12 protein-coding genes are annotated in these 12,211 nt (G+C 70.5%); 6 read left to right on the forward strand and 6 right to left on the reverse strand.

Annotated features, from left to right (window positions below):
- Positions 1–61: 61 nt before the first annotated feature.
- Together ACIRC0_RS32235 and ACIRC0_RS32240 are read right to left on the reverse strand one after the other, a co-directional pair.
- Positions 62–1,291: a DUF349 domain-containing protein gene (locus ACIRC0_RS32235; RefSeq protein ID WP_403623236.1), complete on the reverse strand. Its 1,230-nt coding sequence runs from the start codon at positions 1,289–1,291 to the stop codon at positions 62–64.
- A gap of 135 nt (positions 1,292–1,426) precedes the next feature.
- A complete protein-coding gene (locus ACIRC0_RS32240) occupies positions 1,427–2,266 on the reverse strand; it encodes a peptidylprolyl isomerase (RefSeq protein WP_403623239.1) in 840 nt (279 codons plus the stop codon).
- Positions 2,267–2,433: 167 nt separating this feature from the next.
- Between ACIRC0_RS32240 and ACIRC0_RS32245 the strand changes: the two genes are divergently transcribed.
- On the forward strand, positions 2,434–3,141 hold the full coding sequence (locus tag ACIRC0_RS32245) for an MBL fold metallo-hydrolase (protein ID WP_403623242.1): 708 nt from the start codon (positions 2,434–2,436) through the stop codon (positions 3,139–3,141).
- 13 nt (positions 3,142–3,154) lie between these two features.
- On the forward strand, positions 3,155–4,417 hold the full coding sequence (hisS, locus tag ACIRC0_RS32250) for a histidine--tRNA ligase (protein ID WP_403623245.1): 1,263 nt from the start codon (positions 3,155–3,157) through the stop codon (positions 4,415–4,417).
- A gap of 411 nt (positions 4,418–4,828) precedes the next feature.
- On the opposite strand, the gene ACIRC0_RS32255 is transcribed toward hisS, so the two are convergent.
- Genes ACIRC0_RS32255 through ACIRC0_RS32270 form a run of 4 tightly spaced genes read right to left on the reverse strand, consistent with a single transcriptional unit; the run spans position 4,829 to position 8,356 of the window.
- The gene (locus ACIRC0_RS32255; protein WP_403623248.1) at positions 4,829–5,452 is read right to left on the reverse strand and encodes a response regulator; all 624 of its coding nucleotides are present in this window, start codon (positions 5,450–5,452) and stop codon (positions 4,829–4,831) included.
- Positions 5,449–6,651 carry a sensor histidine kinase gene (locus ACIRC0_RS32260; RefSeq protein WP_403623547.1) on the reverse strand — a complete coding sequence of 401 codons (1,203 nt, stop codon included), beginning with the start codon at positions 6,649–6,651 and terminating at the stop codon, positions 5,449–5,451. Before ACIRC0_RS32260 ends, ACIRC0_RS32255 begins: the two co-directional genes overlap by 4 nt.
- Positions 6,648–7,493 (reverse strand): ABC transporter permease, encoded by an 846-nt coding sequence (locus ACIRC0_RS32265; RefSeq protein WP_403623251.1) that lies wholly within the window; start codon positions 7,491–7,493, stop codon positions 6,648–6,650. Before ACIRC0_RS32265 ends, ACIRC0_RS32260 begins: the two co-directional genes overlap by 4 nt.
- Positions 7,490–8,356, reverse strand: a complete 867-nt coding sequence (locus ACIRC0_RS32270; RefSeq protein ID WP_403623253.1) for an ABC transporter ATP-binding protein — start codon at positions 8,354–8,356, stop codon at positions 7,490–7,492. Before ACIRC0_RS32270 ends, ACIRC0_RS32265 begins: the two co-directional genes overlap by 4 nt.
- A 142-nt stretch (positions 8,357–8,498) precedes the next feature.
- Here ACIRC0_RS32270 and ACIRC0_RS32275 point away from each other — a divergent pair, with 142 nt between their 5' ends.
- The 4 genes from ACIRC0_RS32275 to ACIRC0_RS32290 all read left to right on the forward strand — a co-directional run bounded on the left by ACIRC0_RS32275 (position 8,499) and on the right by ACIRC0_RS32290 (position 12,210).
- The gene (locus ACIRC0_RS32275; protein WP_403623256.1) at positions 8,499–9,155 is read left to right on the forward strand and encodes a vitamin K epoxide reductase family protein; all 657 of its coding nucleotides are present in this window, start codon (positions 8,499–8,501) and stop codon (positions 9,153–9,155) included.
- Between the two features lie 48 nt (positions 9,156–9,203).
- Complete coding sequence (locus ACIRC0_RS32280) at positions 9,204–10,559, forward strand: replication-associated recombination protein A (RefSeq protein ID WP_403623259.1); 1,356 nt, start codon at positions 9,204–9,206, stop codon at positions 10,557–10,559.
- Positions 10,560–10,898: 339 nt separating this feature from the next.
- On the forward strand, positions 10,899–11,513 hold the full coding sequence (rpsD, locus tag ACIRC0_RS32285) for a 30S ribosomal protein S4 (protein ID WP_263228921.1): 615 nt from the start codon (positions 10,899–10,901) through the stop codon (positions 11,511–11,513).
- Positions 11,514–11,739: 226 nt separating this feature from the next.
- Positions 11,740–12,210 carry a DUF948 domain-containing protein gene (locus tag ACIRC0_RS32290; RefSeq protein ID WP_403623262.1) on the forward strand — a complete coding sequence of 157 codons (471 nt, stop codon included), beginning with the start codon at positions 11,740–11,742 and terminating at the stop codon, positions 12,208–12,210.
- Position 12,211 lies beyond the last annotated feature (1 nt).

Consider the following 12,211-nt stretch of genomic DNA (forward strand, 5'->3'; position numbering starts at 1 on the left):
ACGAAAAGGGGCTCCCCTACCGCGAGGTACGGGAGCCCCTTTTCAGCCGGCTGTCAGGCTGTCAGCCGCCGAACTCCTGCAGGCCCTTCAGAGCCTGCTCCAGGAGCGCCTGACGGCCCTCCAGCTCCTTCTCCAGCTTCTCGGCCTTCGAGGTGTTGCCCGCCGACCGGGCCTGCTCGATCTGCCCCCGCAGCTTGTCCACGGCCGCCTGCAGCTGACCGGTCAGGCCCTCCGCACGCGCCCGCGCCTCCGGGTTCGTACGCCGCCACTCGGCCTCCTCGGCCTCCTGGATGGCCCGGTCGACCGCGTGCATCCGGCCCTCGACCCGCGCCCGCGCGTCCCGCGGCACATGCCCGATGGCCTCCCAGCGCTCGTTGATCGAGCGGAAGGCGGCCCGCGCGGCCTTCAGGTCCGTGATCGGCAGCAGCTTCTCCGCCTCCTCGGCCAGCTCCTCCTTCAGCTTGAGGTTCTCGGCCTGCTCGGCGTCCCGCTCCGCGAAGACCGAGCTGCGCGCGGCGAAGAACACGTCCTGTGCCCCGCGGAACCGGTTCCACAGGTCGTCCTCGTGCTCCCGCTGCGCGCGGCCGGCGGCCTTCCACTCGGCCATCAGCTCGCGGTAGCGCGCCGCCGTCGGCCCCCAGTCCGTCGAACCGGACAGCGCCTCGGCCTCGGCGACCAGCCTCTCCTTGGTCTTTCGGGCCTCCTCGCGCTGCGCGTCGAGCTGCGCGAAGTGCGCCTTGCGGCGCTTGGAGAACGCCGACCGCGCGTGCGAGAAGCGGTGCCACAGCTCGTCGTCCGACTTCCGGTCGAGCCGCGGCAGCCCCTTCCAGGTGTCCACCAGCGACCGCAGCCGCTCACCGGCCGCCCGCCACTGGTCGGACTGCGCCAACTGCTCCGCCTCCGCGACCAGCGCCTCCTTGGCGTGGCGGGCCTCGTCGGACTGCCGGGCCCGCTGCGCCTTGCGCTCCTCACGGCGCGCCTCGACGATCTCCACGAGCTTGTCCAGGCGGACGCGCAGCGCGTCCAGGTCACCGACCGCGTGATGGGCGTCCACCTGCTCCCGCAGGTGGTCGATGGCGGCCATGGCGTCCTTCGCCGACAGGTCGGTGGTCTTCACTCGCTTCTCGAGGAGGTCGATCTCGACCACCAGGCCCTCGTACTTGCGCTCGAAGTAGGCCAGCGCCTCCTCGGGGGAGCCGGCCTGCCAGGAACCGACGACCTTCTCGCCATCGGCCGTCCGCACGTACACGGTCCCCGTCTCGTCGACGCGGCCCCACGGGTCGCTGCTCACAGCGCCTCCTCCACATGATGCCTGCGGGGAGCCTCAGCGCCCCCGAGCATCGTCCACAGTTTCGTCACGGCCAACATAGGCGACCGGCGGGGCGGCTGTCCGCATCCCGCGCGACCGAAATTCACCTGTTGACGTTCAGGATTTCGTCACCGTCGCCTTGTTGATCACGACAGTCGCGTTCGGCGCTCCGTCGCCCTGGCCGGTGCTCTCGCCGGCGGCGGCGATTTTCTTCAGCACCTTCATGCCGGCGGCGTCGATGGTGCCGAACGGGGTGTAGTTGGGCGGCAACTGGCTGTCCTGGTAGACGAGGAAGAACTGGCTGCCGCCGGAGTTGCGGCCCTGGTTGGTCGAGGCGTCGTACTGGTTGGCCATGGCCACGGTGCCCGCCGGATAGACGTTGCCCTTCAGGCTTTTGTCCTTCAGGTTCTCGTCCGGGATGGTGTAGCCGGGACCGCCCGTGCCGTTGCCCTTCGGGTCGCCGCACTGCAGCACGTAGATGCCATTGGTGGTGAGCCGGTGGCACTTGGTGTGGTCGAAGAAGCCCTGACCTGCGAGGAAGTTGAACGAGTTCACCGTGTGCGGGGCCGCTGCCGTCTTCAGCGCGATGTCGATGTCACCGCACGTGGTCGCCAGCTTCATCGTGTACTTCGCCGACGTGTCGATGGTCATCGCCGGCTCCTTCTTCCAGCTCAGCGACTTGGCCTTGCTCGGGGCGGGCTTCGTACAGGGGTCCGGCGCCTTGCTGGGTGCCGAGGCGCTCGGGGACACCTCCGCGCCCGCGTTCGCCTTCTTGTCGTCGCTCTTGAAGACCCCGGCCGTGTACGACACCACGCTGCCGACCAGCAACACGCCGAGCACCGAGGCGATCACGGAATTGCGCATCCGCGCCTTGCGCCGGGCATCCGTACGCCGCTGCTGCTGCCGCAAGAACTTCTCCCGGGCGAGCTGTCGCCGCCGCTGTTCCTGGCTGACCACGGGGTTTTCTCCTCATGCGTCTCGTCCGCCGACCGGTACGCGTGCGTCTGGTGTGCCGACCGCATGCGTGTGCCCCGTACCGTATATGGGTTCGCTGAGGAATCGGCAGCGCCGGTAGGCTCTGACCGACAGCCAGTGACGCCCGTACGACACAACGAAGGACGATCGTGCTGATTGCCGGGTTCCCCGCCGGGGCCTGGGGGACCAACTGTTACCTGGTCGCCCCCGCCGCGGGTGAGGAGTGCGTGATCATCGACCCCGGCCACCAGGCCGCCCGGGGAGTCGAGGACGCGCTCGAGAAGCATCGGCTCAAGCCCGTGGCGGTCGTCCTCACCCACGGCCACATCGATCACGTGGCCTCGGTCGTCCCGGTGTGCGGCGCGCACGACGTACCGGCGTGGATCCACCCCGACGACCGGTACATGATGAGCGACCCGGAGAAGGGCCTCGGGCTGTCCATCGGGATGCCGCTGATGGGCGAGCTGACCGTGGGGGAGCCGGACGACGTCAAGGAGCTGACCGACGGTACGACCCTGCGGCTGGCCGGTCTGGAGCTGTCCGTCGCGCACGCGCCCGGCCATACCAAGGGGTCGGTGACCTTCGGCCTGCCCGAGGCGGCGGACATCCCGCCGATCCTCTTCTCGGGCGACCTGCTGTTCGCCGGCTCCATCGGACGCACCGACCTGCCCGGCGGTGACATGGACGAGATGCTCGACTCGCTGGCCCGCGTGTGCCTGCCGCTCGACGACTCGACCGTGGTGCTGTCCGGCCACGGCCCCCAGACGACCATCGGCCGGGAGCGCGCCACCAACCCGTATCTGCGGCAGGTGGCCGCCGGCCAGGGAGCCCAGGAGGCTCCCCGACGAGGAATGTGACGAGAGACCTTCCGTGAGCACCTTCAAGGCCCCCAAGGGTACGTACGACCTGATCCCGCCGGACTCCGCCAAGTACCTGGCCGTCCGCGAGGCGATCGCGGCGCCGCTGCGCAACTCCGGCTACGGCTACATCGAGACGCCGGGCTTCGAGAACGTGGAACTCTTCGCGCGGGGCGTGGGCGAGTCCACCGACATCGTGACGAAGGAGATGTACGCCTTCGAGACGAAGGGCGGCGACAGGCTGGCCCTGCGCCCCGAGGGCACGGCGTCCGTGCTGCGCGCCGCCCTCGAGGCCAACCTGCACAAGGCGGGCAACCTGCCGGTCAAGCTCTGGTACTCGGGCTCGTACTACCGCTACGAGCGCCCGCAGAAGGGCCGCTACCGCCACTTCTCGCAGGTGGGCGCGGAGGCGATCGGCGCCGAGGACCCGGCCCTCGACGCCGAACTGATCATCCTGGCGGACCAGGCGTACCGCTCCCTGGGCCTGAGGAACTTCCGCATCCTCCTGAACAGCCTGGGCGACAAGGAATGCCGCCCGGTGTACCGCTCCGCGCTCCAGGACTTCCTGCGCGGCCTGGACCTGGACGAGGACACGCGCCGCCGCGTCGACATCAACCCGCTGCGGGTTCTCGACGACAAGCGGGAGTCGGTCCAGAAGCAGCTGGACGGCGCGCCGCTGCTGCGGGACTACCTGTGCGACGCGTGCAAGGCGTACCACGAGGAGGTCCGTGAGCTGATCACCGCGGCGGGAGTGGCCTTCGAGGACGACCCCAAGCTGGTGCGCGGACTGGACTACTACACGCGGACGACGTTCGAGTTCGTGCACGACGGCCTGGGCTCGCAGTCCGCGGTGGGCGGCGGAGGCCGCTACGACGGCCTGTCCGAGATGATCGGCGGCCCCGCGCTGCCGTCGGTGGGCTGGGCACTGGGCGTCGACCGTACGGTGCTGGCGCTGGAGGCGGAGGGGATCGAGCTGCAACTCCCGGCCAGCACCAGCGTGTTCGCGGTCCCGCTGGGCGAGGAGGCCCGTCGCGTGCTGTTCGCCAAGGTCACGGAGCTGCGCAAGCTCGGTGTCGCGGCGGACTTCGCGTACGGCGGCAAGGGGCTGAAGGGCGCGATGAAGAACGCCAACCGCAGCGGTGCCCGCTTCACGATCGTCGCCGGTGAGCGCGATCTCGCGGAGGGCGTGGTGCAGCTGAAGGACATGGAGTCCGGAGAGCAGGTGGCGGTCGGCGTGAACGAGATCGTGGCGGAACTGGAGTCCCGCCTGGGGTGACCCTTCCGGGGGCGGGGGCCGTGCGGGTCTCGCCCCCCGCCGCCCCTACCCTTCCCGTCCCTGGGGCTGCCGCCCCCAGACCCCCGCCGTCGGCCTTGCGGCCTCGTCCTCAAACTCCCCCAAGCTCTTCGAGCAGGGGACCCCCAGACGTGCTGAGTAATGCCGACCTGGCGCTGACACAGCAGCCCCGGAAATTCAGCCCCTCCGGCGTTTGAGGAGCGGGGGTCCGGGGGCTGGCCCCCGGAAGGGGGTCTGGGGCGGAGCCCCAGCCGGGGTGCGGCGGCTGAGCCTCGCGAGGGGTGCAGGGGAGGCGCTCCCCGCCCGGGGGTTCCGGGGGCGGAGCCCCCGGTGGGGTCGAAGGGGCGGAGCCCCTGGAGGTGGGACGGGTAGGGGCGGCGGGGGCGAAACCCCTCAGTCGAGCAAGCCGTGCCGCATCGCACTCGTGACCGCCGCCGTCCGATCGTCCACGCCCAACTTCCCGAACACCCGCAGCAGGTGCGTCTTCACCGTCGACTCCCCTATGAACAGCCGCCGCCCGATCTCCGCATTCGTGCACCCCTGCGCCACCAGCCGCAACACCGCCGTCTCCCGTTCCGACAGCCGTGGCCGCTCCGGCCTGGCCCGCAACCGGTCGACCAGGCGGGCCGCGACCGACGGCGCCAGGACCGTCTCGCCGCGCGCCGCGGCACGGACCGCCTCCGCCAGTTCACCCCGCGGCAGATCCTTCAGCAGATAGCCCGCCGCCCCCGCCTCCACCGCCCGCAGGATGTCCCGGTCCGTCTCGTACGTCGTCAGCACGATCACCCGGCAGGGCAGCCCGGCCTCCGCCATCCGTTCGATCGACTCCACGCCCCCGCCGCCCGGCATCCGCAGGTCCATCAGCACAATGTCCGGCCGGAGTTCCGCCGCCAGCGCCTCCGCCTGCGGCCCGCTCGACGCGTCCGCGACCACCTCGAGGTCGGGCTCCGCGCTGAGCATCGCGCGCAGCCCTTCCCGTACGACGGGATGGTCGTCGGCGAGGACGATCCGGATCATGAAGCACCCCCGAGTACCGGCAGGACAGGCAGCCGCACCGTCACGATCGTGCCCTCGCCCGGCGCGCTGCGGACCTCCGCCGTGCCGCCCACCCCGGCGGCCCGCGCCCGCAACCCGCTCAGACCGTAGCCCCCGGTCGGCGCGGACGGGTCGAAACCGCAGCCGTCGTCGCTGACGGACAGGGTCAGCGTCTCGTCCGCGTACGTCAGCGCTATCGCCAGAGAGGCGGAACCCCCCGCGTGCTTACGGGCGTTGGCCAGCGCCTCCTGGCAGGACCGCAGCACCACCACCTCCGGTCCGGCCGGCAGTGCCCGCACCGGCCCCGTGACCTCCACCTCCGCGTCGTGCCGCGCCGCCAGCCGCCGCAACGCGTCCGGCAGCGAGGCCCCCTCCAGGTCGGCCGGCGTGCCCCCGGCCACCAGCGCCCGCGCCTCGGCGAGGTTCTGCCGGGCCGTCTCCGCCATCAGCGCCAGATGGCGCCGGGCCTGCGGTACGTCGTGCTCCAGCTCGGCCTCCACCGCCTGCACCAGCATCAGCAGGCTGGTGAAACCCTGCGCGAGCGTGTCGTGGATCTCTCGGGAGAGCCGCTCCCGCTCGGCGAGCGCCCCGTGCGCCGCGGAGAGCCGGGAGACCTCGTGCCGGCTGGCCTCCAGTTCCGCGATCAGCTCGGCCCGCTCCCAGCTCTGCTCGATGATCCGGATGATCCAGCCGCCGATGACCACCGAGAACACCAGGGTGACCGAGGCGAAGAGGGAGCTGGAGAACAGGTCCTCCCCACTGGGGTGCCGCAGCAGTGCCCAGCCCACCAGCGGCACGAGATTGATCACCGTCACCGCAGTCAGCGCCCAGCGCGTCCGCAGCGTCATGAAGCACTGCGGGATCAGCGCGAACGACACCAATCGCATTCCGTCGGCCAGGATCGCCGACGGCAGGAACAGCGCCATCGCCCCGCCGAGGTACACAAGGGCCCGCCGCTCGTCGGGCGGGTCCTCCTGGAGCAACTTGCGTCCCAGGATCACGTACCAGGGCACGAGTGCCACCAGCAGCCCGCCCGCCACGGTCCGCGCGGGCGCACCCGGATGGTCCGCGGCGCACACGAACGCCAGGGTGGCCGTCCAGGCGACCGCGAAGTACGCGTCCCACAGCCCGATCGAACGGTCCCACGCGTGCGCGTCCAGCGCCCGGCGCAGTTCCGTCATCCGTCGCGCCGGCTCTTCCACCGGAAGGTCAGCAGACACAGCGCCAATCCTCCGATGCACCAGGCCCCGAGCACCAGGGCGATCCGCCCGAACTCCCAGCTCCCCGCCTCCTCGAGGACCCGCGCCGAATCGGGCAGGAACACGCCCCGCAACCCCTGGCACAGCCACTTCAGCGGGAACAGGGCACCGATGTTCAGCATCCAGTGCGGGATGGTGGCGATGGAGATGTACACCCCGGAGACGAACTGCAGTACCAGGAAGGGCAGGACGACCACTGAGCTGGCGCTCTTGCCGGACTTCGGTACCGAGCTGATCGCGATGCCGAGCAGTGCGCACGCCGTCAGCCCGAGCACGAAGATCCAGCCGAAGTCGAGCCACCTGCCGGGGTCCGACGGGAGGTCCACGTCGTACAGCGTGGTGCCGACGAGCAGCAGGATCGCCGTCTCCAGGACGCCGGTGAAAAGGACCAGCCAGATCTTCCCCAGGAAGTACGCCGCCGGCGGCATCGGCGTTCCGCGCAGTCGGCGCAGCACCTTCTCGTCGCGCTCCACCGCGATCGAGATCCCCAGGGACTGGAAGCTCGTCGACATGATCCCCGAGGCCATCATCGCGGGCACGTACAGCTGGGAGGCGGTGAGTCCCTTGACGCCCACGTCGTCGTGGAAGATCGACGCGAACAGGAACAGGAAGACGACCGGGAAGGCGAAGGTGAACACCACCTGGTCGCGCTGCCGGAAGAACTGCCTGATCTCCAGCACACCCCGGTGCAGCCCGAGGGTCCGGGCCCCGGGCAGCCGCTCGGCGGTGGTCCCGGTCCGGGGTCGTACGGCCGTCGTGGTCATCGCGCGTCCTCCTGTCCGGTGAGGCGCAGGTACACGTCCTCCAAGGTGGGGCGGCCGACCCGCAGCCCCGGGATCTCACCGTCGAAGCGCCTGGCCAGCTCGGCGACCGTCCGGGTCGGCGTGTCGGTGCGCTCGCGGCGCTGGGTGCCGTCCGCCTCCGTCCACTCGACGACGGCTTCGCTGCCGAAACGGTCCCGCAGTGCGGTCGCGGTGCCCTCGGCGACCACCCGGCCCCGGGCGACGACCGCCAACCGGTGCGCCAGGGCCTCCGCCTCCTCCAGGTAGTGCGTGGTGAGCAGGATGGTCGTGCCCTCGTCGGCGAGCAGACGGATCAGCTCCCAGAACTGGCGCCGGGCCGCCGGGTCGAAACCGGTCGTCGGCTCGTCCAGGAGCAGTAGCTCGGGGCCGCCGATCACACCGAGGGCCACGTCGAGGCGGCGGCGCTGGCCGCCGGAGAGCGCCTTGATCCGGCTGGTCGCCTTCCCCTCGAGACCCACCAGTTCGAGGACCTGCTCCGGGTCGCGCGGTCGCGGGTAGTAGCGCGCGAAGTGCCGTACCGTCTCCCGGACCGTCAACTCCGCGGGCGCCGATTCGTCCTGCCAGACGATTCCCACTTTCGAGCGCCACGCGCGCGTGCCACGCGCCGGGTCCACCCCGAGCACGGACACCTCGCCCCCGTCCCGGCCGCGGTTGCCCTGGAGGATCTCCACGGTGGTGGTCTTGCCCGCTCCATTGGGCCCGAGCAGGCCGAACACCTCTCCCCGCCGGATCCCCAGATCGATTCCGTCGACCGCGGTCACGTCCCCGTACTGCTTGCGCAGCCCCCGTACGTCCACCGCGAGTCCGTTCGCGTGTGTGGTCATATGACGAGCCTCGGCCGGAACCGAACGCTTCGGGACCACCGTGCGTACTTCCTTATGTCCATCGAACGGTGGACACACGCGCGCGTGCGGCACAATGACCCCAACCCCGCAGGCCCACCTCTCGAGCATCGGAAGCGGCGTGATGAGCAAGACGACAGTCAAGGACGTCTCCACCGGATCCACCGAGCCGGCAAGTACGCACACGCCCGGCACAGTGGGCGGCAGCCGCGCGTTCGGCCTGCTGCTGGTGATCACCGGTGCGGCCGGTCTGCTCGCCGCGTGGGTCATCACGATCGACAAGTTCAAGATCCTCGAGGGCAAGGTGAGCGGCAAGACGTTCACCCCCAGCTGCAGCATCAACCCGATCGTGTCCTGCGGCAGCGTGATGGAGAGCAAGCAGGCCGCCGCCTTCGGCTTCCCCAACCCGATGCTCGGCCTCGTCTGCTACGGCATCGTCATCTGCGTCGGGATGAGCCTGCTCGCCCGCGCCCGCTTCCCCCGCTGGTACTGGCTGACCTTCAACTTCGGCACGCTCTTCGGCGTGGGCTTCGTCACCTGGCTGCAGTTCGAGTCGCTGTACCGGATCAACGCGCTGTGCCTGTGGTGCTCGCTTGCCTGGGTCGCCACGATCACCATGTTCTGGTACGTCACCTCGTTCAACGTCCGCAACGGCTTCCTGCCCGCCCCGCGCCCGGTGAAGAACTTCCTCGGCGAGTTCACCTGGGTGGTGCCGGTCACGCACTGCGGAGTCATCGCCATGCTGATCCTGACCCGGTGGGGCAGCCAGCTCTGGGCCTGAGCCCCGGGCCCGGAGGCGTTGTCAGTGCCGTGACTTAGGGTTTCCCTCGTGGAGCCCGACCTGTTCACCGCCGCCGCAGAAGAACGCCAGGAGAAGGACCCGAGCGCCAGTCCCCTGGCCGTCCGCATGCGCCCGCGCACCCTCGACGAGGTGGTGGGCCAGCAGCACCTGCTCAAGCCGGGGTCCCCGCTGCGCAGACTGGTCGGCGAGGGCGGCGGCGGCCCCGCCGGCCCCTCCTCGGTGATCCTGTGGGGCCCGCCCGGCACCGGCAAGACGACACTGGCGTACGTCGTCTCCAAGGCCACCAACAAGCGGTTCGTGGAGCTGTCGGCGATCACGGCGGGCGTGAAGGAGGTCCGCGCGGTCATCGACGGCGCCCGCCGCGCGAGCGGAGGCTTCGGCAAGGAGACCGTCCTGTTCCTGGACGAGATCCACCGCTTCAGCAAGGCCCAGCAGGACTCCCTGCTCCCCGCCGTCGAGAACCGCTGGGTGACCCTGATCGCGGCGACCACCGAGAACCCGTACTTCTCGGTGATCTCCCCGCTGCTGTCCCGCTCCCTCCTGCTCACCCTCGAACCGCTCACGGACGACGACGTCCGCGGCCTGATCCGCCGGGCCCTGACCGACGAACGCGGTCTCAAGAGCGCCGTCACGCTCCCCGAGGACGCGGAGAACCACCTGCTGCGGATCGCCGGCGGCGACGCCCGGCGCGCCCTGACCGCCCTGGAGGCCGCCGCCGGAGCCGCCCTGGACAAGGGCGAGACGGAGATCGGCCTCACGACGCTGGAGGAGACCGTCGACCGGGCCGCCGTCAAGTACGACCGCGACGGCGACCAGCACTACGACGTGGCCAGCGCCCTCATCAAGTCCATCCGCGGCTCCGACGTGGACGCAGCCCTGCACTACCTGGCCCGGATGATCGAGGCCGGGGAGGACCCCCGCTTCATCGCCCGCCGCCTGATGATCTCCGCCAGCGAGGACATCGGCCTCGCCGATCCGAACGCGCTGCCGATCGCCGTCGCCGCCGCCCAGGCCGTGGCCATGATCGGCTTCCCGGAGGCCGCGCTCACCCTCAGCCACGCCACCATCGCCCTCGCCCTGGCCCCGAAGTCGAACGCGGCGACCATGGCGATAGGCGCGGCCCTGGAGGACGTCCGCAAGGGACTGGCCGGACCCGTGCCCCCGCATCTGCGCGACGGCCACTACAAGGGCGCGGCCAAGCTCGGCCACGCCCAGGGGTACGTCTACCCGCACGACCTGCCGGAGGGCATCGCCGCCCAGCAGTACGCCCCGGACGCCCTCAAGGACCGCGAGTACTACACCCCGACCCGGCACGGCGCCGAGGCGCGGTACGCGGACGCCGTGGAGTGGACCCGCAAGCACCTCGGTCGCAGACAGTCCTAGCGGGCCTGTAGACTTGCTCGAAGCGCTGCGTCCCGTGTTCGGCACCTCAAAAGGGTCCGGCACCACCAGAGCGGGACATCCAGCCGGAACCCCACCGCCGTACGGCACGGGGATCCAGGAGCGTCGCGCACCGTCGAACGGTGTCGCGGGCAGCCCACCACCACCCGGAGCCCGGGAGCGGTCGGTGGGCCACTCGCGTGGTGCACGTATGTGCCCAGACCAGGGGAGCGGCTGCCCGGCAGGTCCCACGCGGACCCGCAGGGTTTCCCCGGCTGCGGATGCGACCTCCCCTAACCCTGGTGAAGCCGATTACACACAGAAACACGAGGTGTTTGGTTCATGGCGAACCAGTCCCGCCCCAAGGTCAAGAAGTCGCGTGCGCTCGGTATCGCGCTGACCCCGAAGGCCGTCAAGTACTTCGAGGCCCGCCCCTACCCGCCGGGTGAGCACGGTCGCGGCCGCAAGCAGAACTCGGACTACAAGGTCCGTCTGCTCGAGAAGCAGCGTCTGCGCGCGCAGTACGACGTGTCCGAGCGCCAGCTGGTGCGCGCCTACGAGCGTGCCTCCAAGGTTCAGGGCAAGACCGGTGAGGCCCTGATCATCGAGCTCGAGCGCCGTCTCGACGCGCTGGTCCTGCGTTCGGGCATCGCCCGCACGATCTACCAGGCCCGCCAGATGGTCGTCCACGGCCACATCGAGGTCAACGGTCACAAGGTCGACAAGCCGTCGTACCGCGTCCGTCCCGACGACGTCGTGATGGTTCGCGAGCGCAGCCGTGAGAAGGCGCTCTTCCAGGTCGCCCGCGAGGGTGGCTTCGCCCCCGACGGCGAGACCCCGCGCTACCTCCAGGTGAACCTCAAGGCCCTGGCGTTCCGCCTGGACCGCGACCCGAACCGCAAGGAGATCCCGGTGATCTGCGACGAGCAGCTCGTCGTCGAGTACTACGCCCGCTGATCACTTTCCGGCGGACGTAGCACTCCCACCCCCGCAGAGCCCGTCGTCTTCCCGCCCCTCGAGGGCGGGCGGACGGCGGGCTTTCGCGTATCGGCTCCCCTCGAGTCCGTCGGCTGTGGGGGAGTGCGTGCCAGGCCCCGCGAGCCCGGCATGATCCAAACGAGAGGCCCTAATCCGGTACGGAGCGGCCGCCCGGGCGCGATAGGCTCGGGGAACCGACTTTTCGATGTTCAGGCACGTTCCAGGGAGCGGGTGCACAACAGTGTCCGGTGGAGAAGTGGCCGGGATCCTGGTGGCCGTCTTCTGGGCGATCCTGGTCTCCTTCCTCGCCGTGGCGCTGGCGAGGCTGGCCCAGACGCTCAGGGCGACCACCAAGCTGGTGGCGGACGTGACCGACCAGGCCGTCCCGCTGCTCTCCGACGCCTCCGCCGCGGTGCGCTCCGCGCAGACCCAGATCGACCGGGTCGACGCCATCGCGTCGGACGTCCAGGAGGTCACCTCCAACGCGTCCGCACTGTCGACGACCGTCGCGTCGACTTTCGGCGGCCCCCTGGTCAAGGTCGCGGCCTTCGGCTACGGCGTGCGCCGGGCGATCGCCGGCCGCCGGGAGGACGTGCCGGCCAAGGCCCCCCGACGTACCGTGATCGTGGGCCGCACCGTCCCGTCGCCGCGACGGGCGAAGCGGAAGAAGGACTAGC

The sequence above is a fragment of the Streptomyces sp. NPDC093984 genome (genome assembly GCF_044764595.1).
GTDB lineage: Bacteria > Actinomycetota > Actinomycetes > Streptomycetales > Streptomycetaceae > Streptomyces > Streptomyces cynarae.

Bases quoted from the DNA above. Each gene is read 5' to 3' on its own strand.
- ACIRC0_RS32270 (WP_403623253.1), bottom strand. From the start codon at position 8,356: ATGACCACACACGCGAACGGACTCGCGGTGGACGTACGGGGGCTGCGC.
- ACIRC0_RS32275 (WP_403623256.1), top strand. From the start codon at position 8,499: ATGAGCAAGACGACAGTCAAGGACGTCTCCACCGGATCCACCGAGCCG.
- ACIRC0_RS32255 (WP_403623248.1), bottom strand. From the start codon at position 5,452: ATGATCCGGATCGTCCTCGCCGACGACCATCCCGTCGTACGGGAAGGG.
- ACIRC0_RS32265 (WP_403623251.1), bottom strand. From the start codon at position 7,493: ATGACCACGACGGCCGTACGACCCCGGACCGGGACCACCGCCGAGCGG.
- rpsD (WP_263228921.1), top strand. From the start codon at position 10,899: ATGGCGAACCAGTCCCGCCCCAAGGTCAAGAAGTCGCGTGCGCTCGGT.
- ACIRC0_RS32260 (WP_403623547.1), bottom strand. From the start codon at position 6,651: ATGACGGAACTGCGCCGGGCGCTGGACGCGCACGCGTGGGACCGTTCG.
- ACIRC0_RS32290 (WP_403623262.1), top strand. From the start codon at position 11,740: ATGTTCAGGCACGTTCCAGGGAGCGGGTGCACAACAGTGTCCGGTGGA.